Genomic DNA, 23546 nt, shown 5'->3' with positions numbered 1-23546 from the left:
CATGAGTCTTCTTCCGCAGGAAATCATCCGACGCAAACGCGACGGCGGCACCCTCGATGCGGAGCACATCGAGCAGTTTATCGAAGGAATGACCGCAGGCCGCGTGACCGAGGGCCAGGCTGCCTCCTTCGCCATGGCGATCTTCTTTCGCGGCCTCTCCGTGCCGGAGCGCGTGGCGCTCACCCGTGCCATGATGAATTCGGGAACGGTGCTCGCCTGGGACCTGCCGGGGCCGGTGCTCGACAAGCATTCCACGGGCGGTGTCGGCGACACGGTGAGCCTCGCGCTCGGCCCGGCGGTCGCTGCCTGCGGCGGCTATGTGCCGATGATCTCCGGGCGCGGCCTCGGCCACACCGGCGGCACGCTGGACAAGTTCGATTCCATTCCGGGCTATGTCACGCAACCCGATCTCAACACGTTCCGCCGTGTCACGCGCGAGGTGGGCTGCGCGATCATCGGCCAGACGGCGGATCTCGCGCCCGCCGACAAGCGCCTCTATGCGATCCGCGACGTGACGGCGACGGTGGAGTCGATCGATCTCATCACCGCCTCGATCTTGTCGAAGAAGCTCTCTGCCGGCCTCCAGGGCCTCGTGATGGACGTGAAGTTCGGCTCCGGCGCCTTCATGGACAATGCGGAGGATGCGCGAAAGCTCGCCGAAAGCCTGGTCCTCGTCGCCAACGGCGCAGGCCTGCCCACCAGCGCGCTGCTCACCGACATGGACGAACCGCTCGCATCTGCCGCCGGCAATGCGGTCGAGATGGCGTATGCCGTCGATTACCTCACGGGCCGCCGCCGCGAGAAGCGTTTCCATGAAGTGACCGTGGAGCTCTCCGCCGAGATGCTGGTGCTCGGCAAGCTTGCGGCCGGAATCGATGAAGCTCGCGTGATGATCGAGCATGCAATTGCATCGGGCAAAGCCGCCGAGGTCTTCCAGCACATGGTGTCTGCTCTCGGCGGCCCCGCCGACTTCCTCGATAATCACGAGAAGCATCTGCAGGCCGCGCCCATCGTTCGCCCTGTTCATGCGGATCGCCCAGGTATCGTGCAGAGCATCGCCACGCGCGATGTGGGCGTGGCCGTCGTGGCGCTCGGCGGTGGCCGCACGAGGCCGCAGGATCCCATCGATCATGCGGTCGGCCTCACGGATCTCGCCGCCATCGGTGAAACGGTGGATGCCTCGCGTCCGCTTGCCATAGTGCATGCGCGCAATGAAGACGCAGCCGAAGCAGCCGCCCACGCCGTGCGTGCTGCTTATGCGCTTGGTGATGCAAAGGCTGCTTCGGGTCCAAGCATTCTCGAGCGGATAGGAGCAACGGCATGAGCCTTCTCGTTGCCGTCACGTGGCAGACGCAGCCCTGGGTCGAGCGCTTCAGGCGGCTCCTGCCCGATCGCGACATTGTCGTGCTCGGCGAGGATTTCGACAGGAGCGCTGTTCGCTATGTGGCGACCTGGGGTCCGAAGCCGGGGAGTCTTTCCGGATTGCCCAATCTCGAAGCGCTCTTCTCCCTCGGTGCCGGTGTCGATCACCTGATGAGCTATCCCGACCTGCCGGATGTGCCCATCGTGCGCGTGGCGCAGGACGATCTCACCCATCGCATGAGCGAATACATGGTGCTGCACTGCCTCATGTACCTGCGCGACCAGCGCCGCTTCGACGAAGACCAGAAGGCGAAACGCTGGAAGCCGGATCGCGCTCCGCCGATTGCCGGCGACGTGCGCGTCGGCATCATGGGCTTTGGCGTTCTGGGGCAGGACTCCGCCCGTAAGCTCAAAATGATGGGCTTCGATGTAGCCGGCTGGAGCCGCACGCCAAAGGATGTGGAAGGCTTCCAGATCTATGCGGGCGAGGAGGAGCTGACGCCGTTCCTGAACCGCACGGATATCCTCATCGCGCTCATGCCGCTCACGCCCGACACACAGGGCATGCTCAACCGCTCCCTGTTCGAAAAGCTTGCTCGCGACGGCAGGCTCGGCGGACCGATCCTGATCAATGCGGGACGCGGCAAGCTGCAGGTGGAGGCGGATATCCTCGCCTGCCTCGACGACGGCACTTTGAGGGCCGCGACCCTCGACGTGTTCGAGACAGAGCCGTTGCCGGAGGACTCACCGCTCTGGACCCACCCGCATGTGACGGTGACGCCGCACAACTCGGCGACCAGCGAGCCGGATGCAACGGCACGCTACATCGCGCAGCAGATCCGCCGCCATGAGGCGGGAGAGCCGTTCGAGGCTGTGGTGGACAAGCAGCGGGGGTATTGAAGCGCTACTCTGTCATTCCGGGGCGGCCATAGGCCGAGCCCGGAATCCATAAACACGACGTCTGTCGAAAAGGCGCTTCACCCCATCCTGTATTGTCAGCGGTTATGGATTCCGGGCTCTCGCTCCGCTCGCCCCGGAATGACAGGGCAAGCTAGCCCAGCCGCTTGATCGCGCTGATCGGACCATAGCTCCTGAGGCGGATGCGTTCTTCGGCGACTGCAAGCGGCTCGATCATCACGGTCATGCTGTGGCCGGTGGCGTGGATGAAGTTCGTCTCGTCCATCATCAAGCCCACATGGCCCTTCCAGAACACGAGATCGCCGCGCTTGAGCCCGCTCAAATCCGACCTCACTTCAACCGGCGTGCCAAGCCCGTGCTCCTGCATATCGCTGTCGCGCGGTGCCTTGATGCCGACTGCTGTCAATGCAGTCTGTGCAAGCCCCGAGCAGTCGATGCCGAGGCTTGTCTTGCCGCCCCAGAGATAAGGCGTGTGCAGGAAGCGCTCGGCAACAGTGACGTAATCAGCCTCGAATGCATCGAGGCCGCTCAGATGCGCGGCGAAGACCCAGCCGCCGGTGGCAAGCTGTGCATAGTCGCCTTCCGTTTCCATCACCGAAACTTTGGAGTTCAGGGTGAGGTAGCTCTGGTAAGGAAGCTTCAGGTTCGGACCCGGATAGATGAAGGTGCGGATCGCCCGCACCTTGTGGGTCGGCTCCGTTCCGGCTTCGCCCAAAGCTTCGCTGGGCAGGTAGCCCACATAGCCGTCGTCGTGCAGCTGCACCCAGGCCCAGCCCTCGTGCTCGTCATAGACGGTCACGCTTTCCCCGAAGATCGCCTGCGTGTCCACGGGCGCCTCCAGTGAGGGGTGGCGGTGCAGAGCGGAGAAGGTGGTGACGAGGCGCTTCACCGTGCCGGTTGTGAACCGTTCTGCCTCGACCTGCCCGCGCAGACTCTCATCGGCGAGATCCGTGCGGACGGGCGTGATGCGACGGTCGAAACTCATCGGGGCAACTCCTTGGTCTGTAACCAAATCTCCTAGTCGCTTCGGCGCCGAAACGCCAGCGGCTCAGGCGCCATAGCGCTCTTTCAGGAGAGCATACATCAGGCGCGCCGCCTGGACCTCGCCGCCTTCAGGGCGTCCCGGCTTGGTGGCATTGTTCCAGGCGAAGATGTCGAAATGCACATGGGACTTCGCGGCCTCCACGAAGCGGCGCAGGAACAGGGCCGCAGTGATCGAGCCGCCCATGGGCCCGCCGGTGTTGTTCATGTCGGCGAACTTCGAGTCGAGTTGAGCTTGATAGGGATACCAGAGCGGCAGGCGCCAGACAGGATCGTTCTCCGCTGCACCGTGCCGAGCGATGTCGGCAGCCAACGCATCGTCGTCGGTGTAGAAGGGCGGCAACTCGGGGCCGAGCGCCACGCGGGCCGCACCGGTGAGCGTGGCGAAGTCAACGAGGAGATCGGGGCTCTCCTCGTCGGCGAGGGCGAGGGCATCGGCCAGGATCAGGCGTCCTTCCGCATCCGTATTGCCGATCTCCACCGAGATGCCCTTGCGGCTCGGCAGGATGTCGCCGGGGCGGAAGGCGTTGCTGGAGATTGCGTTCTCCACGGCAGGGATCAGCACGCGCAGGCGCACGGGGAGCTTGGCGCCCATGATCATGTCGGCCAGCGCCAGGGTGGCTGCCGCGCCGCCCATATCCTTGCGCATGAGCAGCATGGAGGAGGCGGGCTTAATGTCGAGGCCGCCCGTATCGAAGGCAACGCCCTTACCGACGAGGGTAACACGTGGAGCGCTCGCATCACCCCAGGTGAAGTCGATGAGGCGCGGCGGCGTGATGGAGGCGCGGCCCACCGCGTGGATCATCGGGAAATTCTGCTTCAGCAGATCATCGCCGACGATGCTGGTGAAGGAGGCGCCATGGCGGTCGGCCAGCTGGCGCGCCGCCGCTTCGATGCCGTCGGGCCCGAGATCGTTGGTGGGCGTATTGACGAGGTCGCGGCCTGTGACGACAGCATTTGCGATGCGCGCCACGTCGTCCCCATCGATGCCGTTCGGCACCACCAGGCGAACAGCCTTTTCGTTGCGCTTGCGGTACCGGCCAAAGCTGTAGGTGCCGAGCAGCCAAGCGAGCGTGGCGAGCGTCGGGTTCGCGGCTTCGGTCTCGAAACGATAAACGCCTTCCGGCAGCAGCGTGGAAAGCTTGCCGGGGAGGAACGGATCGCTGTGCTTGGCGTCCGCGCCGTTGACGCCGAAGGCAACACCGTGAAGCTCACCATTCTCATCCGGCAGCAGACAATGGCTTCCGGCCTTGCCTGCAAACCCTTGCGCCTTCGCAAAGCCCTGCGCCAGTGACGGCAGGCCCCCGGCGATCTCGGGCCATGTCTGCTCCGTGACGAGCCAGATGGGCTTCGAGGCTTCATTCGCGGAGGCGAGGAGAGGGTGGGGCATGAGGCTTGACCTTAACGTTCAAGGACGAGGGTTCGGGTGAGTCTTAAGGGCGAATGGAGTGCGTGTCATCCCGGACGCAGCGTCAGCGGAGATCCGGGATCGCTGACAGGATGAAACGCGGGTAGCTCGACGCTGTCATCCCCACGCAGGCGGGGATCCATAACCGCTGCCGGTGCAGGATAAAGCGTGACGCTGCTCGCCACTTCCTGAGATGCCGTGTTTATGGATTCCGGGCTCCGCTGCGCGGCCCCGGAATGACAGTGCCTTATCCTGAACCCAATCCCGGATCTGCGCTATGCTTCGTCCGGATGACGCCTGTATCTCTTAGCCCAATGCATGCTGCCGCACGATCCGCGCGAGACCTGCGATCAGCGCCTGCTGTGTATCCCTGATCTCCGCTCTGATGCCGTGGCGCTTGAGCGCATGGACGTAGAGTTCCGCGCGCTCGGGCGCGGCCAGAATGGTCACGGAGTCTGGCCGTCCGAACTGCGCCAGCGCGCCGTTGATCTCGTCGCCCGTGAGCAGGCCTGACAGGTAGGGCGCGAGAAGGCTGCTGTGCATGCGGTTGGACACGACCGAGGCACGGGCGCTGAAGAGAAGATGCAGCAGACCGACGCGGGCCTCGCCGGCGTTGCGCTCGGCGGCATCGAGCCCGAGATCGAACCCTTTTGGGTCCTCGGGCTGCGTCGCCGGACGGCCGATCATGGAATGCTCACGCAGCAGCGCATACATCTCGCCGGTCATGTAGGTGGCGAAGCGCTCGATGCGCCCGTTCTTCATCAGGATCCATTTGGGATGCGTGCCGGCCGAGCAGATCAGCCCATCCTCGACGCCAGCGCCCATCACCAGCGTTTCCTCGCCGCGCATCACGTCAGCAGCTCCGGGAGCCGGCTCGCAGAACAGGCCCGGGATGATGTGGCCCTTGCGGTCGTTCTCCAGGTCCACTGGCACGAGCGCCCGGGCGATTTCCGCCGGACCCGCCGGGCAGGTGGCGTAGGGCGCCTCGACCCATCCCTCGCGGCTGCCCACCATGCCGACGAGCAGCACCGGTGCGTCGGGCTCGGCCTGGAGCCAGCGCCCGCATTGGCGCAGGAAAACGTCGCGATGTTGCCCCTTTTGCAGGGCCGAGACGCCCTCGTCCGACGAGACCTGATCGAGGACAGTTTCGTTCTCGATCAGGTAGCCGCGAAAGCGGGTCGTTCCCCAGTCGGCGACGATGAAGCGCAAGGCTGGAAACCCCTGTTGTGAGCGTTGAGGGGATAAGTCGCGCAGGCTCTAGCGCGTTCCGTACATGCGGTCGCCGGCATCGCCCAGACCCGGAACGATATAGCCGTGGTCGTTCAGGCGCTCGTCGATGGCGGCGGTCCAGATATGCACGTCCGGATGCGCGCTGCGCAGCCGCTCGATGCCTTCAGGGGCGGCAAGAAGGCAGACGAAGCGCAGGTCCTTCGCGCCGCGCTCCTTCAGGCGCTCGATGGCGGCCACGGCCGAGTTGGCGGTGGCGAGCATCGGGTCGAGCACCAGCACCATGCGGTCGGCAAGATCCGACGGTGCCTTGAAGTAGTATTCCACCGCCTGGAGCGATTCCGGATCTCGGTAGAGTCCGATATGCGCCACGCGCGCTGCCGGCACGAGGGTGAGCATGCCGTCGAGAAAGCCGACGCCGGCGCGCAGGATGGGAGCCAGCACCAGCTTCTTGCCGGCGATCTGCGCGCCTTCCATCCTGGTCATCGGTGTTTCGATCTCGATGCGCTCGATGGGCAGGTCACGGGTGACCTCGTAGCAGAGGAGCATGCCGATCTCGTTGAGGAGTTGGCGGAAGCCCTTCGTGGAGCGCTGCTTGTCCCGCATCAGGGTCAGCTTGTGCTGAACCAGCGGATGATCGACCACGGTGACGCCCTGCATGTTTCTTCCCTCTTTGATCGTCGTCTGCTGATTCATTTAAAACACCGTCCCGTCACTGGTCACGCTGAGAGGCGGCGAGCCATCGCCGCGCTTCTCTTTCGCCAGTCGCCGTCCCGTGGCCCAGGTGCCGCCTTCGAGCGCCTTGGCCAGGGGAAAGTCCTCTGCGGCGAATCCTAGCTTCGCCCGGATGGGTTCGGCAATGCGGTCGAGAAGGGCGACCGTCAAGGCCCGCCATTCCACCACGATCTGCGAATCCACCGCATGGGCGCGGCTCGCATCCGCCTGATCCTTCAGGGCAATCACGCCGGTGTCGAGGAACAGCCCGCCGTTGCGGTATTCCGGCAGGCCCGTGAGGCCATCGATCTCGACCACGGAAAAGCCCGCCCATTCGAGCGGCTCGATGAGCGAATACGAGAGCCACTGCGACAGCTTGTGGAAGGGAATGAGTCCCTTCGTGGCATCCGGCGCCTCGACCAGCGGATGGCGCCACGTGTCGCCGAGATCGACGCCGCCAAGCGTGATGCGGCCGGGCCAGATGGGGCCAAGATGGGTCAGCAGCGCCTCGAGGATCGCCGTTGCCTTGATGCGCTCGCCCTCGGCGGCTGCGGCGATGACGTCGAAGAGGCCGCCGGGGCGCGGATCGTCCACCTGTCCGAAGATGTCCGGGTTCGTTGCGACGACGCGCCCGAGACGGTTGAGGAGCGCGGCGCGGCCTTCAAGACCCACCAGCGGGTTGTCGGCCGAGACCTGGAATCCTTCAGCCAAATCCTCGGGCGTGAGCGTCATCAGCACGTCCGCATCGACGCGGAACGGATCCTCCGGACGGCTGGAGAAAGCGCCGCTCACGAACATGTCGAAGCTTGCCACCGCAAGTCCTTCAGAGCGGATATAGGTTTCGCCCGTGCGCCCTTCCTCGTAGCGCCATTGCGCGCCGGCGCCTGCATCGAGCAGCACGGACACGATGGCGAGGTCGAAGGCGGATCGCGCCATTTCGGCGACTTTCTCCCAGGGGGCGCCGTGCATCACCGCGCCCCAGCGCTCATGCCCTCCGGCGGCGAAGTGGCGCCAGCGGGCGTGGAAGGGGATGTCGAGGGATGGATAGGCCGTGCGGATCGTCCGCACGACCTCGTCCGCGCAAGCGTCGAGACGACCGAGATCGACCGTGAAGTGCTGAAGGCGGCCTTCGAGACCCGCCTGCAGAAGCTGGTGCGACCGCTCCCGCACCGCCGCAGCGGAGAGAAGGTTTTTGGCGGCTTTGGTGTCGGGCGACAGGTCAGGCTGGTCGGTCACTCAGGACTCCGATGATCTCCGGCGGTGATGCGATAGCACAGACTTGAGGTAACACATCATCTGCGGACAGGGCGGCTTGGGATAAGGTTAAAAACGAAGCGGGCACCGGCGGCAAGCCGGCACCCGCTTCGGGATCCTGCGCATCAGAAGCGTTCGAGGTCGCGGCCCTTCACCTGATCCAGAGCCGACGGGTCTGGCGCTCCTTCGGGCGTGTAGTAGCCGGCTGCCTTCTTCGCTTCGATTTCGACCTGGGCGTCCGGCGGCACCAGCTCGGCCGGAATCGGCACGCGCTCCACCACCTCGATGCCGGAGCCGGTGATGGCATCGTACTTCATGTTCGACATGGACATGAGCCGGTCGATCCGCTGGATCCCGAGCCAGTGCAGCACGTCAGGCATGAGCTGCTGGAAGCGCGCATCCTGCACGCCGGCCACGCATTCGGTGCGCTCGAAATACGTGGAGGCCTGGTCGCCGCCTTCCTGCCGCTTGCGCGCATTGTAGACGAGGAACTTGGTGACCTCGCCGAGCGCCCGGCCTTCCTTGCGGTTATAGGCGATGACACCGACACCGCCGCTTTGAGCCTCGCGCACGCACTCCTCGATGCCGTGCACGAGATAAGGCCGGCAGGTGCAGATGTCGGAGCCGAACACGTCGGAGCCATTGCACTCATCATGCACCCTGCAAGCGATGCGCGTTTTCGGATCGCTCAGGCGAGACACATCACCCACTACATACACTGTGGTGTTGCCGATGGGCGGAAGGAACACGCTCATGTCGGGGCGCGTGACAAGCTCCGGGAACATGCCGCCGGTCTGCTCGAACAGGGTACGCCGCAACTCGCCCTCCGAGCAGCCGAAGCGCTCGGCGATGCCGGGCAGGTACCACACCGGATCGACCGCGATCTTGGTGACCGAGATGTCGCCGGATTCATGCAGGAAGCCGCCATCCGCCTTGAGGCGCTTCGCCCCCATGGCCGAGAGGATCTCCGGCATGTTCAGGCGGGCCTTGGTCACCGCGATGCTGGGGCGGATGTCGACGCCGCCGGCAATGTCGCCCTGGAAGACCTGGCCGACCATGTGACCCCAGGGGTCGAGGGACACGATCTTGCCCGGGTCGAACCATTGCGGGTGCGGGCCGATCTCCGCGGTGGGATGGGTGTTGTGCAGGTCTGGCCGCGACAGGGGGTTCATGGCCCGGGCCGAGATGGCGAGCGCCCGATAGAGGGAATAGGAGCCGCCATGGGCGCCGATCACGTTGCGGTCGGCCGGATTGGTCACGCTGCCGATGATCGGCCCGCGTTCCTTGGGATCCTTGGCTCCCCACTTGATCGGATGCTTGATGGTGCCGGCGTTCGGCTCGGGGTGCGAGGTGAGCCGGATATGCGTCGAGCGGTTGGGCGAGCTCATGAACAATCTTCCACGCGAGAACGGGAAGACTCCCTCGACCGATCGCCGGAGAGCCTCCATACGATCTTTGGAAGACTGATCTAAAGTTGCGGGGCCGTCAATGGTGCTGGGCGAAGGTGCGGCTAAGCCGCTTCAGAGCCGAATGCGTTCACTTCCACGTCATCCCCGGACTTGTTCCGGGGATCCACGTCTTAAAGCCGCTTAAAGACATGGATGGCCGGGACAAGCCCGGCCATGACGATGAGAGTCAGAGCCAAGATATACCCTTGCCCGGACTCCTGACGCCCAGATGCGCCAGCACGCTGGCCCCAATATCTGCAAGGCTCTCCCGCCTTCCGATAGCGCCAAGCTTCAACCCGGAGCCGAAGCTCAGGATCGGCACGTGCTCGCGGGTGTGGTCGGAACCGCGCCAGGAGGGGTCGTTGCCGTGGTCGGCCGTCATGATGACCAGATCGCCCGCCTGGAGTGCAGCCTCGATTTCCGGAATGCGCCGGTCGAAAGCCTCGAGCGCCGCCGCATAGCCGGGAATGTCCCGGCGGTGGCCGAACTCGCTGTCGAAGTCGACCAGGTTCGCGAACACGAAGCCGCCATCGGGCAGATCGCCCATGGCCTCGATGGCCGCCGACAGGCAGGCGTCGTTGCCGTTGGGCTTGATCTCCCGGCCCGTTGAGCGATGGGCGAAGATGTCGCCGATCTTGCCGACGGTGACGACGGAGTGTCCGGCTTTCATGAGCGTGTCGAGGATGGTGTCTGAAGGCGGCGGCGTGGCGTAATCCTTGCGGTTGCCGGTGCGCCTGAAGCCCGTTTCGGGCGTGCCCTGGAAGGGCCGGGCGATCACGCGGCCGATCCGGTATTCGTCGCAGAGTTCGCGCCCGATGCGGCAAAGCTCATAGAGCCGATCCAGCCCGAAGAACTCCTCGTGGGCTGCGATCTGCAGCACGCTGTCGATGGAGGTGTAGCAGATCGGCTTGCCGGTCCGCAGGTGCTCCACGGCAAATTCCTCGATGATTGCGGTGCCCGAGGCATGCTTGTTGCCGAGGATGCCGGGCAGGTTGCCGCGCTCGATGAGTTCCGCCGTCAGCTTGTCCGGAAAGGTCGGAATCGTGTTGGGAAAGTAGCCCCAGTCGAAGGTGACGGGCACGCCCGCGATCTCCCAGTGGCCCGAGGGCGTGTCCTTGCCCTTGGAGGTCTCGACGCCGTAGCCCCAGGCGCCTTTCAGCGGTCCTTGCGGCGCAAGGTTCGGCGGCAGGCGGCCGGTCGAGGCCTCGCAGGCGACGCCCAGGCCAAGCGCCGCCATATGTGGTAGATGAAGCGGCCCCTGACGGAGGCCGGCCTGGTCGCCGCGTCCCTCGGCGCAAGCCTCGGCGATGTGCCCCACCGTGTCGGCGCCAGTATCGCCATAGACGTCGGCATCCTCCGCCCCGCCGATACCGACGGAATCGAGCACGATGAGAAGAGCGCGGGGCATTGGTTCCAGTCCCTCAAACCACGAGAATCACGACTGATACGTCATTGCGGCGAAAGATGCGATGGCCCCTCGTGAGGGTGCTCGTGCGGCTCAAGGGGGCAGTCCGGGCCGTGCTCGTGGGAACCGGGACGGTCGATCTCGATCTGCAGGGTCGCGTGCCCGATGCCGAAATGCTCCTTCAGCTCCCGTTGCGCGGCCGCGAGAAAGCTGTCGCCCGGGTGGCCGTCCGGCATGACGAGATGCGCCGTCAGCGCCGTATCGGTTGTGCTCACGGCCCAGACATGCAGGTGGTGGACGCGGGCCACGCCCGGCATGCGTTCGAGAGCCTGCCTGACATCCGGAACCGCGATGCCGCGCGGCACCCCGTGGAGGGACAGAGTCAGAGATTGCTTCAGCAGGCTCCAGGTGCCCCAGACGATGACCGCCGCGATCACGAGACTTAAGGTTGGATCGATCCAGTCCGCGCCCGTCCAGAGGATGGTGAGCCCGCCGAGCACGACCCCGAGGGACACGGCGGCGTCCGCCACCATGTGCAGGAAGGCGCCGCGGATGTTGAGGTCGTTGTGACCGCCCATGAACAGGAAGGCCGTAAACCCGTTCACGATGATCCCGATGCCCGCCACGACCATCACGGTGACGGCAGCAACAGGCGCGGGCTTGATCAGGCGCTCGATGGATTCCCACACGATGCCGCCGACGGCGACGAGCAGAAGCAGCGCATTGAAAAGTGCTGCCAGAATGGAGCTGGAGCGCAAGCCATAGGTGAAGCGCTCCGTCGGGCCGCGTCGCGCCAGAAGCGCCGCGCCCCAGGCGATGGCGAGGCCGAGCACATCGCTCAGGTTATGCCCGGCATCAGAGAGCAGGGCCATGGAACCGGCCCAGAAACCGTATCCGGCCTCGATAGCGACGAAGCCGAGATTCAGGATGATGCCGATAGCGAAGGCGCGTCCATGGCCAGCCTGCGGAGCATGAGCATGCCCGTGATGGTGATGGTCGGGCGAGTGATGATGCGCATGCATAGCTGCAGCGTTCAGATCCTATTCGCGAACTGCGTTCGACGCCGCCGTTTCGAGGTTGAAGGCGGCTGCGAACAGCGCCTTGGTGTAGTCGGTGCGCGGTGCCGCAAAGATGCTCTCGGCCGAGCCTTCCTCGACGATCTGGCCGTTCTGCATCACCACCACATGGTTGGCGAGAGCCCGCACCACCTTCAGGTCGTGGCTGATGAACATGTAGGCGAGGTTGCGCCGCTTCTGCAGGTCGCGCAGCAGCTCCACGATTTGCGCCTGCACGGACATGTCGAGCGCCGAGGTCGGCTCGTCGAGCATGATGAACTGGGGCTCCAGGGCCATGGCACGGGCAATCGCGATGCGCTGGCGCTGGCCGCCGGAGAATTCATGCGGATAGCGGTCCATGGTGGACGGGTCGAGGCCCACGTCATCCAGAGCCTTGGCCACGATGTTGCGGCGCTCGCCATATGAGAGGCCTTTGTTCTGGACGAGAAGCCCTTCCTCGACGATCTCGGCAATCGACATGCGCGGCGACAGGGAGCCGTAAGGATCCTGGAACACCACCTGAAGGTTCTTGCGCATCGGGCGGATCTCCTTGGCGCGCATGCCGTCGATGCGGTTGCCCAGGAACACGATGGGTCCTTCCGACTGCACGAGGCGCAGGATGGCGAGGCCCAGCGTGGTCTTCCCGGAGCCGGACTCGCCCACTACGCCCACGGTCTCGCCCCGGCGCACGCGCACGGACACGCCGTCAACCGCCTTCACATGGCCGACAGTGCGCTGGAAGAAGCCACGCTTGATCGGAAACCAGACCTTGATGGGGCCTGCCTCAACGATGACAGGCGCATCGTGCGGAACAGGGTTGGCGCGGCCCTTGGGTTCCGCCGCCAGCAGCCGCTGTGTATAGGGGTGCTTCGGGTTGCCGAAGACTTCAGCCACCGTGCCCTGCTCGACGATCTTTCCCTTGAACATCACGCAGACGCGGTCGGCGATCTTGCGCACGATGCCGAGGTCGTGGGTGATGAAGAGCATGGACATGCCGAGCCTGCTCTTCAACTCGGCGAGCAGCTTGAGGATCTGCGCCTGAACCGTCACATCCAGCGCCGTCGTCGGCTCGTCGGCGATGAAAAGATCAGGCTCGTTGGCGAGCGCCATGGCGATCATCACGCGCTGGCGCTGGCCGCCCGAGAGCTGATGCGGATAAGCGCCCAGGCGGCTTTCCGCCTCGCGGATGCCGACAAGCTGCAGAAGCTCCAGCGTGCGGGCTCGCGCTTCGCGGTCATTGAGGCCGCGGTGCAGCTTCAGGATTTCGCCGATCTGCCGCTCGATGGTGTGGAGCGGGTTGAGGGACGTCATCGGCTCCTGGAACACCATGGTGATGTCGTTGCCGCGGACTTTCCGCATCTCGTTCTCGTCCGCGGGGATCAGGTCACGGCCCTTGAACAGGATGCGGCCGGAAGGGTGATGCGCGGACGGATAGGGGAGAAGCTTGAGAGCGGAGAGCGCCGTAACGGACTTGCCGGATCCGGATTCGCCCACTAGCGCCACCGTCTCGCCCGGCATGACATCGAACGCCACGCGGTCGACCGCCAGCATATCGCCCCCGCCTTGGCGGAACGCGACGGAGAGGTCCTGAACCGAGAGGAGGGGTTCTGTCATCGGAACGTCTTCCGTGGGTCGAAGGCGTCGCGCACGGCCTCGCCGACGAAGATGAGAAGGCTGAGCATGATGGCGATTACGAAGAAGCCCGCGAGACCAAGCCAGGGCGCCTGCAGATTGGCCTTGCCCTGCGCCAGCAGTTCGCCCAGCGACGGCGAGCCCGGCGGCAGGCCGAAGCCGAGGAAGTCGAGGGAGGTCAGCGTCGTGATCGAGCCGTTGATGATGAACGGCATGAAGGTGAGCGTCGCCACCATGGCATTGGGCAGCAGGTGCTTGAACATGATGGTGGCATTCGACAGGCCCAACGCGCGGGCGGCACGCACATATTCGAAGTTGCGCGCCCGCAGGAACTCGGCGCGCACCACGCCCACCAGCGACACCCAGGAGAACAGCAGCAGAATGCCGAGCAGCACGAAGAAGCTCGGCGTGATCACGGCCGAGATGATGATGAGCAGGTAGAGCGAGGGGATCGCGGTCCAGACCTCGATGAAGCGCTGGAACAGCAGGTCCGTCCAGCCGCCGTAATAGCCCTGCACGGCGCCAGCCAGCACGCCGACGATGGACGAGATGCCGGCCAGCGTCAGGCCGAACAGCACCGAGATGCGAAAGCCGTAGATGAGGCGTGCGACCACGTCGCGCCCCTGATCGTCGGTGCCGAGCCAGTTCCATTCGATGTCGTTGCAGCCGGTGCCGCCGTTGCGCTCCGCGATAGGGCGGCACTGATCGTCGGTGAGCATCCAGGTCGGCGGCGCCGGAGCCGGCACGGGAAGGTCGAGGTTGTGCGTGTTGTAGGAGAAGCGGACGGGCGCCCAGAGCAGCCACCCGTTGTCCTGGATCTCATTTCGGATGACAGGATCGCGATAATCCGTGACCGCCAGGAAGCCGCCGAACTTCTCCTCCGGATAATCAACGAAGGCGGGGTAGAGGATCTCGCCCTTGTAGGAGGCGAGGATCGGCCGGTCGTTGGCGATGAGCTCCGCGAAGAGGCTCAGCACGAACAGGACCATGAAGATCCAGAACGACCAGTAGCCGCGCCGGTTCGCCTTGAAGTTCTCAAGCCGGCGCCGGTTGAGCGGCGAGAGCTTGATGAAGCCCTGACGCGGCAGGGGTGGGGCGACGGGTGAGGAGGCGGGAGAGACGACGGGCACGTTCTCGTTCATCTCACGCCTCCCTTGTCTCGAAGTCGATCCGTGGATCGATCCAGGTATAGGTGAGGTCGGACACGAGGTTCACGGCCAAGCCCACGAGTGAGAAGATGTAGAGGCTGGCGAACACCACCGGGTAGTCGCGGTTGACGATGGACTCGAAGGAGAGGAGCCCCAGCCCGTCGAGCGAGAAGATCGTCTCGATGAGGAGCGCGCCGGCGAAGAAAGCCCCGATGAAGGCTCCGGGAAATCCTGCGATCACGATCAGCATCGCATTGCGGAACACGTGGCCGTAGAGCACCTGCCGCTCGGACAGGCCTTTCATGCGTGCGGTGAGCACGTATTGCTTACGGATCTCGTCGAGGAAGGAGTTTTTGGTGAGCAGGGTCGAGGTGGCGAAGGCCCCGAGCGCCATAGCGGTGATGGGCAGAACCAGGTGCCAGAAGTAGTCGGCGATCTGCATGTACCACGGCATGAAGGCCCAGTTTTCCGAGGTGAGGCCGCGCAAGGGGAAGACCTGCCAGAACGAGCCGCCGGCGAACAGCACGATCAGCAGGATCGCGAACAGGAAGCCTGGGATCGCATAGCCGATGATGACGATGGCCGAGGTCCAGATGTCGAAGGTGGAGCCGTCGCGCACCGCCTTCTTGATGCCGAGCGGAATCGAGATGGCATAGGAGATCAGCGTCATCCACAGTCCGAGGCTGATCGAGACTGGCAGCTTCTCCTTGATGAGTTCCAGCACCGAGATGTCGCGGAAATAGCTCTTGCCGAAATCGAACCGCGCATAGTCCCAGATCATCTTGAGGAAGCGTTCATGCGCCGGCTTGTCGAAGCCGAACTGCGCCTCGAGCTGCTTGATGAACTGCGGATCGAGCCCCTGGGCGCCGCGATAGCGGGACGAGGAGGCATCGCCTGCGCCGCCGCCTCCGGGGGCCTGGCCTCCGCCCGCCATGTCGCCGCCCCCGCCTGAAATGCGGGACGTCGCACCTGAATCCTGGCCTTGAAGCTGGGCGATGATGCGCTCGACAGGACCGCCGGGGGCGAACTGCACGAGCACGAAGGAGATGAGCATGATCCCCAGGATGGTAGGGATCATGAGGAGGACGCGGCGCGCGATATAAGCCAGCATCAAGCGCCTGCCGCTTGCCGGCCGATGCGGCCGAGATGGGTGTCGTTGAAGCCAGACGCGTATTTCAAGCCGTATCCCAACATGCGGTCGAACCCGATATGCGCGGCCCAGATGGCCGCGATACCCAGCAGCATAGAGTGATCGAGGAAAAGACCAAGCCCTGCGAGGAGCGCAGGCCCGAGCGTGGAGTGCAGGGCATTGTACGCCAGCGCTCCGATCCGGGGACCGGCCAGGTAGCCCGCAAAGCTCAGGTCGGGGCTGAAGAACAGCGCCGCGTAGAGCCACCAGGATGTGTCGGTATAGGCAAAAGCCCATGTGGCCAGGATAAAGAGAGCCAAGCCCTCGAGGCGCAGAAGCAGGTGGGGCATATCCACCTCGCTTCGTCTCGTTGCAGCTGTGTCCAAGCTTTATCCTCGCCCGATCCGCTTCGCCTTCTCGGCATCGTACCACCAGGTTCCCGGCGCGCCCGAGGCGAAGCGCGGCTTCGTTTCGGGGCGAGAGAACTGGTCCCAATAGGCATACCAGTCGCTGGCCTTGAACCACATGGGGATCCAATAATGGCCCGAACGGAGAACCCGGTCCAGGGCGCGGCAGGCGATGTTGAGTTCCTGGCGCGACTTGGCCCTGCCGATGGTCTCGATCAGTGCATCGACCGCCGGGTGCTCGATCCCTGCCAAGTTCTGCGCGCCTGGCGTGCGGGCGGCCTGTGAACCGTAGACGGTCCGCAGGCTGTCGCCCGGTGTCGAGGAGCCGACGAGGGCCCGGCTGGTGATGTCGAAATCGTAATCGTTCAGCCGCTGCTGATACTGCGCCGCATCGACGATGCGCGAACGGCCATCGATGCCGAGACGTTTCAGGTTGTTCTGGAAGGGCTGTGTATGCGGCTGAAGGAAGGGTGAGGAATCGAGGAACTCGATGACGAAAGCCTGCCCGTTTGGCAGCTTGAGAACGCCGCCCTCGCGCTTGCACCCGGCCTGCCGCAGAAGCTCGTCCGCCCGGCGCAGCAGCTGCCGGTCCTGCCCCGAGCCGTCGGAGACGGGCGGCAGGGGAGGCTCGCCGAACACGGAGGCTGGGAGCTTGTCCCTGAAGGGTTCCAGCAGCGCCAGCTCCTCGCTCGACGGGCGGCCTGCGGCCTTCATCTCCGAGTTCTCGAAGAACGACGTCGTGCGGCGATAGGAGCCGAACATGATGTTCGTGTTGGTCCATTCGAAATCGAAGGCCAGCCCGATCGCCTCGCGGATGCGCGGGTCCTTGAACATCTCCCGGCGGGTGTTGAAGTACCAGCCCTGGATCGGCGCCGGCAGGGTATTGGGGATTTCCTCCTTCTTGACGCGGCCTTCGCGAACGGCGGGAAAATCGTAGCCTGTGGCCCAAGTCCGAGACGTTGCCTCCTCATGGAAGTTGAGCGTGCCGTTCTTGAACGCCTCGAACGCCACCGTGCGGTCGCGGAAATACTCATAGCGAATGCGGTCGAAATTGTTCTGCCCCACATTCACGGGCAGGTCCTTGGCCCAATAGTCGGGCACGCGATCGAATTCGATAAAGCGTCCGACCTCGAAGCGGCCCACCTTATACGGACCTGAGCCGAGCGGTGCTTCCAACGTGGCGGCTTCGAAATCCTTGCCCTGCCAGTAGCGCTCGGAGAGGATCGGCAATCCGGCGACGACGAGATGCAGGTCCCGGCTGCGCTGCGGCGTGAACTGGACGCGCAGAACCTCGTCGGACTCCGCTTCCGCCGATGCCAGTTGCAGCAGGATTTGGCTGAAGACTGGGTGACCCTTGGTCTTCAGGATGTTCAGCGAAAAGGCCGCATCCTTCGCGGTCAGCTTCGAGCCGTCATGAAAGCGCACTTCGGGCCGCAAGGTGAAGCGATAGGTGAGCTTGTCGTCGGAGATGCGCACGCTCTTCGCCACAAGACCGTAAAGCGCATCAGGCTCGTCGCCGGAGCCCGCCATCAGCGTATCGAAGGTGCCGGCCATCCCGGCTGCGCCGTCGCCTTTCAGCACGAAGACGTTGAGCGTGTTGAAGGTGTCGAAGTTCTGGTTGCCCAATGTCTGCTTGATCTGAATTGCCAGCGTACCGCCCTTCGGAGCCGCCGGGTTCACGTAGTCGAAATGCTTGAAGTCGGGCGGGTATTTGAGTTCCCCGAAGCTGGAGAGACCGTGGGACTCAGAGCCGTTGCCCTCCTGCGTCCAGCCCGCACGCGGCAGAAGCGAGAGAGCGGCAGTTGCCGCTCCCGCCTGAAGAACTCTGCGGCGGCTGAACTCTCTCATCGCGGCGCTCCGGTCTTGGCGGCCTTGGATTCATCGTACCACCAGATCGTCGGGAAGGCGGCTCCGCCGTATCGTGGCATGTTGTCGGGGTGGCTGTAGCGGTCCCAGCGCGCGGTGCGCTGCTTGAGCGACGTCCATTGCGGCACCACATAATCGTGTGCCAGCAGCACCCGGTCGAGCGCCTTTGTGGCAGCCACGAGCTCCTCGCGGTCCTTGGCGAAGATCACACGATCAATCAGCGCGTCGACCGCAGGGTCCGCAATGCCGGCGAGGTTCTGAGAGCCTTCGCGCTGTGCTGCCTGCGAGCCCCAGAACTCACGCTGCTCATTGCCGGGCGAGGACGATTGAGGCCAGAGGCCGGTGGTGATGTCGAAATCGAAAGCACGGGTGCGGTTGGTCTCCTGAACGTCGTCCACGGTGCGCACCGTTGCGGCGATTCCGAGACGTTTGAGAACATCCGCATAGGGCAGGAAGATGCGCTCGTCGTTGGGACTGCTGCCGAGCAGCTCGACGCTGAAGACCTCGCCCTTGGCGTTGACGCGGCGGCCACCCTTCACCTCCCAGCCCGCTTCCTTCAGCAGGCGGTCGGCCTCGCGCAGGTTGTTGCGGATGGCTTCGGGGGAATCGTTGACCGGATTTTTGTAGGGTGTGGTGAAGACGGCAGGGGGAACCTTGTCGCGCACGCTCTCCAGAATCTCCAGCTCCTTGCCCTCAGGCAGACCCGATGATGCAAGGTCCAATCCGTAGAAATAGCTCGAGGGCCGCTCGTAGAGCCCGTAGAAGATCGTCTTGTTCAGCTCCTCGAACGGGAAAGCGAGATTGAAGGCGCGGCGGACGCGTTGGTCCTTGAACTGGTCGCGCCTGAGATTGAGCACGAATGCCTGCATCCTGCCGCTCGCGCGGATTGGGAATTCCTCACGGATCACGCGCCCTTCCTGGCGGGCCGGAAAATCGTAGCCGACGGCCCAGTTGCGGGCGCTGTTCTCGGTGCGGAAGTCGATTCGGTCGCCCTTGAAGGCTTCCAGCAGCACCGTTGCGTCGCGGTAATATTCGAAGCGGATCTCGTCGAAATTGTTCTGGCCCACATTCACGTTGAGGTTTGCGCCCCAGTGATCCTTCACGCGCTCATAAGATGCGGTGCGGCCCGGCTCGAAGCTCTTGAGGCGGTAGGGGCCGGAGCCTAGCGGCGGCTCGAGGGTCGTCTGCGTGATGTCGCGCTTGCGCCCGTCGGGAGCGGTGCCTTCCCACCAGTGCTTGGGCAGGACGATGAGCTGTCCCATGATCTGCGGCAGCTCGCGGTTGCCCTTCTCGTCGAAGGTGAACTTCACCTCCCGGTCGCTCAGCCTCTCGGCCTTCGTCACGTTGGCATAATAAAAAGCGTAAGTGGGGCTGTTGGTCTTGAGCGCCTCGAAGGAGAAGATCACGTCGTCCGCCGTCACCGACTTCCCGTCGTGCCAGCGCGCTTCCGGACGCAGGCGGAAGGTGACGGAGGAATAGTCCTCGGGATAGGAAAAGGCCTCGGCCAGGAGACCATAGGACGAGTTGGGCTGGTCGAGGGCGGATGTGGTCAAGGCCTCATAGACGAGCCCGATCCCCTGCTCGGGCGAGCCCTTCACGCCCGCCACCACGATGTTGAAGCTGTCGAAGGTGCCCTGGGCGCCCAGGCGCACCAGCCCGCCCTTGGGGGCATTCGGGTTCACGTAGTCGAAATGCTTGAAGCCTGCGGGATATTTCGGCTCGTCCAGCAGGACCGATCCGTGCCGCCATTGGGCTTCCTGGGCTGCGAGGGGGCTGAGGGCGAGGCAGGCGGCCAGAAAGCTCGGCAGAAGGGTACGGATCACACGGCGTCTCCTAGGACGTGAGGCGTCTGTCGTTCGCTACATTTTTGGGCGCGTTGAGGCGAGCGCAAGGGACAACGTCTGAAAGGAGAGGCGGCTCAAAAGAAAAAGCCGGGCTTTGGGGCCCGGCTCTCCTGAATGTGAAGGTGATGCGCTCTACTGTGCCGCAGGAGCGGCGGGAGCCGCAGGGGCTCCGCCAGCGGCCGGGGTAGCGGGCGCTGCAGCATTGGCTGGAGCCGCCGCGTTGGCCGGAGCGGCTGCTGGAGCTGCGGCAGCAGATGCCTCCGGGAACGGAGGAGCGCTGGGGGAGACCGACTTCAAATAGGCGATGAGGTCCGCCCGCTCCTTAGCCTGGGCGATGCCGGCGAAGGCCATGATCGTGCCGGGAACAGCCTGCTTCGGGTTCTGGATGAAGGCGTTCAGAGCCTCATAGTTCCAGTCGCCGCCCTTGCCCTTGAGAGCTCCCGAATAGTTGAAGCCGGGATGCGCGGCGAGAGCACGTCCGACGACACCGTGGAGATTCGGCCCGACCTTATTGGCTCCGCCTTCCTCGAAGGTGTGGCAGGAGGCGCACTTCCTGGCCGCAGCCTGACCCTTCGCGACGTCCGCGCTGGCGAGAAGAACCGGCAGCGGCTCGGCCGGAGCGGCAGCGCCCCCGGCATCGGCGGCGGCGCCTTCCTCGGGGGCCGGGAGGTCATAGCCCGGGACTGCGGGCCTCTCGGGAGAAAACAGGCCGCCGGCGATGACGTTGACGCCGACCACGAAGAGAAGCGAGCCGAAAACGGCGCCCGCGATCTTATTGGTCTCGATATTCATAAGTGAGGCTCTCCTCGCCTTCGTAAAAGCGGCGAAACCAGCGCAGCAGAAAGGATCCGCAGGCGGGTGCCCGCGTCGGGGCGTTGCTTAGCCGTTGTCATGGGGGTTTGACAATGGGGTTTCCGGGAGTTTTCGCCGTTCTCGTGGTCGCAGTTCGGGTTTGCAACGCTCGAAAATCGGCATCGGGTCCGCCGGGACGTGAGCCGCGGCCCATGACAAAAGGTCCCTCCCTTGCTAAGCACGCGCAGCTTTTTCTCAAAAAACCCGTGCCCATGTCCGATCCGCTCGTCCTCATTCCGGCCCGCCTCGCGGCAACCCGCCTGCCCAACAAGCCGCTCGCGGACATCGCCGGCGAGCCCATGATCGTCCACGTGTGGCGCCGGGCGGTCGAGGCCGGAATCGGCCCGGTGGCGGTGGCCACCGACGCGCCCGAAATCGCCGAGGCCGTCACGCGCGCCGGCGGGCGGGCGGTGATGACCCGCGCCGATCACCCCTCCGGCTCCGACCGCATCTTCGAGGCTGTGGAAAAGCTCGACCCGGAGGGCCGGCACGACGTAGTGGTGAACGTTCAGGGCGACCTGCCGACGGTCGATCCGGCCGCCATCGCAACATCCATCTCGCCGCTCTCGGATTCGCAGGTCGATCTGGCGACCCTCGTTGCCGTCATCGCCCGGGAGGAGGAGAAGACCAATCCCAACGTGGTCAAGATGGTGGGAACCCCGGTCTCGCCGGGCCGGTTCCGGGCGCTGTACTTCACCCGGGCGACCGCGCCTTACGGGGACGGGCCGCTCTATCATCACATCGGCCTCTACGCCTATCGGCGCACGGCGCTGCGGCGCTTCGTCGGCCTTCAGCCATCGCCCCTCGAACAACGCGAAAAGCTGGAGCAGCTGCGCGCCCTGGAGGCGGACATGCGCATCGATGCGGTCGTCGTCGACGACGTGCCGCTGGGCGTCGACACCCCCCACGATCTGGAAAGGGCGCGCGAGATTATTGCAGCCCGGAGGACAGCATGAGCAAGTTGATTTCATTCCAGGGCGAGCTGGGCGCCAATTCGCACACCGCCTGCTCGGAGGCGCGTCCCGACTGGGAGGCTCTGCCGTGCCCGACCTTCGAGGACGCATTTGCCGCCGTGAACGAGGGGCCGGCAGGCCTCGCCATGATCCCGATCGAGAACTCGATCGCCGGCCGCGTGGCCGACATCCATCATCTGCTGCCGGCCTCGGGGCTCCACATCGTCGGCGAGCATTTCCTGCCGATCCATTTTCATCTGATGGCGATCCCCGAGGCCAATCTCGGCACCGTCAAGGACGTCTACAGCCACGTCCATGCGCTCGGCCAGTGCCGCAAGATCATCCGCAAGCTGGGGCTGAAGGCGCACGTGGCCGGCGACACCGCCGGCTCCGCCCGTGAGGTGGCCGAGTGGAAGGACCCAACCCGCGCGTCTCTCTCGCCCCGCATGGCGGCGGACATTTACGGCCTGAAGATCCTGGCCGAGAACGTGGAGGACGAGGCGCACAACACCACCCGCTTCGTCCTCCTGTCGAAGACGCCGCAATGGGCGCCTGCCGGCAACGGCCCCACCGTCACGTCCTTCGTGTTCCGCGTCCGCAACCTCCCGGCCGCGCTCTACAAGGCGCTCGGCGGCTTTGCCACCAACGGCATCAACATGACGAAGCTCGAGAGCTACATGCTCGAGGGCGAGTTCCTGGCGACGCAGTTCTATGCCGAGGTGGACGGTCACCCGGAAGACGCCAACCTCAAGCGCGCCCTCGAGGAGCTTGAGTTCTTCTCCCGCGAGCTGCGCATCCTGGGCGTCTACCCGGCCGATCCGTTCCGGGCGAAGATCGGGGCGGCGGCCGAGTGACGATCCGCATCCGCGACGCCGTTGAGGCCGATGTGGAAGGGGTCGCCAAGGCCCACGTGCAGGGCTGGCGCGAGTCCTACAAGGATTTCCTCTCGCCGGAGGCACTCGCCGGCCTCTCCGTCGAAGAGCGGGTGCAGCTATGGCGAAGGGCTCTGGCTGAGCCGGAACCTCGGGCCATGCTTCTCGTGGCTGAAGCCGATGACGGCGAGATTGTCGGCTTCATTCGAGGCGGGCCGATCCGGGGCAAGGAATCCGAGCTCCTCGGAACCGAAGCTGAGATTTATGCGATCTACCTGCTCGATAGGGTCAAGCGGCAGGGCATCGGCCGCAGGCTGATGCAGGGCGTGTTCGACCATCTCGCCGTCCATGGCTTTCGCTCGGTCGGCCTGTGGGTTTTGAAGGACAACCTGCCTGCACGCTGTTTCTATGAAACGCTGGGCGGCAGGGCCGGGGCCGAGCAATCCTTCGATCTGCGCGGCCAGATGGTGACCGAAATCGCTTACCGGTTCGAGCTTGCCTTGCAGGATTGAACCCGCGCTTCCAGCGCATCATCCCCGGCGGCCGTGAGGCCGGGAAAGGGATCCATGGTGGGGAGCGTGTGAGTGGGTTCCCTTCCCCTCCGCTGCGCGTCCTTCCGGGAATGACACCCTCACAGTCTTGATGCTCCTCCAATCCTGCCACCCTCTGCGTCATCCCCGGACTTGGTCCGGGGATCCACGTCTTCCGTCGTTTTCCGCTTCTCCAGCCTCATCCTGAGGAGGTCGCTTCAGCGACCGTCTCGAAGGAGGCTCCAGCGGGCACTGGACGATCCTTCGAGACGCAGACTGCGTCTGCTCCTCAGGATGAGGGCAGAGGAGGACGAAAGGGTGCAAAGACGTGGTTGGCCGGCACAAGGCCGGCCATGACGAAGAGGCAATGTTCTCACTTTGTTCTTGACAGCTGTTCTAACCTTGGCTATATCGTTGTGTAGACCTGCCTCTGTTGAGGGGCGCGCTCGCGAGGCGTCGCAGTGTGGAGGCAGGCACGGTC

At 64.7% G+C, this 23546-nt stretch carries 20 protein-coding genes; 5 read left to right on the top strand and 15 right to left on the bottom strand.

The genetic code is table 11. From position 1 onward, the window contains the following. Position 1: 1 nt before the first annotated feature. Together deoA and JQC81_RS10655 are read left to right on the top strand one after the other, a co-directional pair. Complete coding sequence (gene deoA / locus JQC81_RS10660; RefSeq protein ID WP_203271798.1) at positions 2–1324, top strand: thymidine phosphorylase; 1323 nt, start codon at positions 2–4, stop codon at positions 1322–1324. Further along, the gene (locus JQC81_RS10655; RefSeq protein ID WP_203271797.1) at positions 1321–2262 is read left to right on the top strand and encodes a 2-hydroxyacid dehydrogenase; all 942 of its coding nucleotides are present in this window, start codon (positions 1321–1323) and stop codon (positions 2260–2262) included. Before deoA ends, JQC81_RS10655 begins: the two co-directional genes overlap by 4 nt. A gap of 151 nt (positions 2263–2413) precedes the next feature. Here JQC81_RS10655 and JQC81_RS10650 read toward each other — a convergent pair whose 3' ends face one another. The 15 genes from JQC81_RS10650 to JQC81_RS10580 form a co-directional block, all read right to left on the bottom strand. Then, positions 2414–3265 carry a C40 family peptidase gene (locus JQC81_RS10650; RefSeq protein WP_203271796.1) on the bottom strand — a complete coding sequence of 284 codons (852 nt, stop codon included), beginning with the start codon at positions 3263–3265 and terminating at the stop codon, positions 2414–2416. A gap of 63 nt (positions 3266–3328) precedes the next feature. Beyond that, on the bottom strand, positions 3329–4711 hold the full coding sequence (locus JQC81_RS10645; protein ID WP_203271795.1) for a leucyl aminopeptidase family protein: 1383 nt from the start codon (positions 4709–4711) through the stop codon (positions 3329–3331). Between the two features lie 324 nt (positions 4712–5035). Then, positions 5036–5938, bottom strand: a complete 903-nt coding sequence (locus tag JQC81_RS10640; RefSeq protein WP_203271794.1) for a 2-dehydro-3-deoxygalactonokinase — start codon at positions 5936–5938, stop codon at positions 5036–5038. Between the two features lie 48 nt (positions 5939–5986). After that, on the bottom strand, positions 5987–6616 hold the full coding sequence (gene upp, locus JQC81_RS10635) for a uracil phosphoribosyltransferase (RefSeq protein ID WP_203271857.1): 630 nt from the start codon (positions 6614–6616) through the stop codon (positions 5987–5989). A 36-nt stretch (positions 6617–6652) separates the two neighbouring features. Beyond that, entirely contained in the window at positions 6653–7906 is a 1254-nt protein-coding gene (locus JQC81_RS10630) for a URC4/urg3 family protein (RefSeq protein WP_203271793.1), read from the bottom strand. 143 nt (positions 7907–8049) lie between these two features. Continuing rightward, positions 8050–9312: a GTP cyclohydrolase II gene (locus JQC81_RS10625; RefSeq protein WP_203271792.1), complete on the bottom strand. Its 1263-nt coding sequence runs from the start codon at positions 9310–9312 to the stop codon at positions 8050–8052. Positions 9313–9559: 247 nt separating this feature from the next. Continuing rightward, a complete protein-coding gene (locus tag JQC81_RS10620; protein WP_203271791.1) occupies positions 9560–10780 on the bottom strand; it encodes a phosphopentomutase in 1221 nt (406 codons plus the stop codon). Between the two features lie 41 nt (positions 10781–10821). After that, entirely contained in the window at positions 10822–11799 is a 978-nt protein-coding gene (locus JQC81_RS10615; RefSeq protein WP_203271790.1) for a cation diffusion facilitator family transporter, read from the bottom strand. 18 nt (positions 11800–11817) lie between these two features. Then, positions 11818–13446, bottom strand: coding sequence for an ABC transporter ATP-binding protein (locus JQC81_RS10610; protein WP_203271789.1), 1629 nt, complete (start codon positions 13444–13446; stop codon positions 11818–11820). Beyond that, positions 13443–14606 (bottom strand): ABC transporter permease, encoded by a 1164-nt coding sequence (locus tag JQC81_RS10605; RefSeq protein ID WP_203271788.1) that lies wholly within the window; start codon positions 14604–14606, stop codon positions 13443–13445. Before JQC81_RS10605 ends, JQC81_RS10610 begins: the two co-directional genes overlap by 4 nt. Position 14607: 1 nt before the next feature. Continuing rightward, complete coding sequence (locus JQC81_RS10600; RefSeq protein ID WP_203271787.1) at positions 14608–15723, bottom strand: microcin C ABC transporter permease YejB; 1116 nt, start codon at positions 15721–15723, stop codon at positions 14608–14610. After that, a complete protein-coding gene (locus JQC81_RS10595; RefSeq protein WP_203271786.1) occupies positions 15723–16091 on the bottom strand; it encodes a DUF4260 domain-containing protein in 369 nt (122 codons plus the stop codon). Before JQC81_RS10595 ends, JQC81_RS10600 begins: the two co-directional genes overlap by 1 nt. Positions 16092–16130: 39 nt before the next feature. Then, on the bottom strand, positions 16131–17996 hold the full coding sequence (locus JQC81_RS10590; RefSeq protein ID WP_203271785.1) for an extracellular solute-binding protein: 1866 nt from the start codon (positions 17994–17996) through the stop codon (positions 16131–16133). Continuing rightward, a complete protein-coding gene (locus JQC81_RS10585; protein ID WP_203271784.1) occupies positions 17993–19837 on the bottom strand; it encodes an extracellular solute-binding protein in 1845 nt (614 codons plus the stop codon). The genes JQC81_RS10590 and JQC81_RS10585 overlap by 4 nt, the downstream gene beginning before the upstream one ends. Positions 19838–19990: 153 nt before the next feature. Beyond that, positions 19991–20650 (bottom strand): c-type cytochrome, encoded by a 660-nt coding sequence (locus JQC81_RS10580; RefSeq protein ID WP_203271783.1) that lies wholly within the window; start codon positions 20648–20650, stop codon positions 19991–19993. Between the two features lie 272 nt (positions 20651–20922). On the opposite strand from JQC81_RS10580, the gene JQC81_RS10575 reads away from it, so the two are divergent. The 3 genes from JQC81_RS10575 to JQC81_RS10565 are packed head-to-tail and all read left to right on the top strand — an operon-like array spanning position 20923 to position 23047. Further along, a complete protein-coding gene (locus JQC81_RS10575) occupies positions 20923–21666 on the top strand; it encodes a 3-deoxy-manno-octulosonate cytidylyltransferase (RefSeq protein ID WP_203271856.1) in 744 nt (247 codons plus the stop codon). After that, a complete protein-coding gene (locus JQC81_RS10570; protein WP_203271782.1) occupies positions 21663–22517 on the top strand; it encodes a prephenate dehydratase in 855 nt (284 codons plus the stop codon). The genes JQC81_RS10575 and JQC81_RS10570 overlap by 4 nt, the downstream gene beginning before the upstream one ends. Then, a complete protein-coding gene (locus JQC81_RS10565; RefSeq protein WP_203271781.1) occupies positions 22514–23047 on the top strand; it encodes a GNAT family N-acetyltransferase in 534 nt (177 codons plus the stop codon). The genes JQC81_RS10570 and JQC81_RS10565 overlap by 4 nt, the downstream gene beginning before the upstream one ends. The last annotated feature ends 499 nt before the right edge of the window (positions 23048–23546 follow it).

This window comes from Microvirga arabica (assembly GCF_016811235.1).
GTDB classification, from domain to species: Bacteria; Pseudomonadota; Alphaproteobacteria; order Rhizobiales; family Beijerinckiaceae; genus Microvirga; species Microvirga arabica.
The sequence above is the reverse complement of the archived record's forward strand: the minus strand, read 5'-3'. Positions and strand labels throughout refer to the sequence as shown.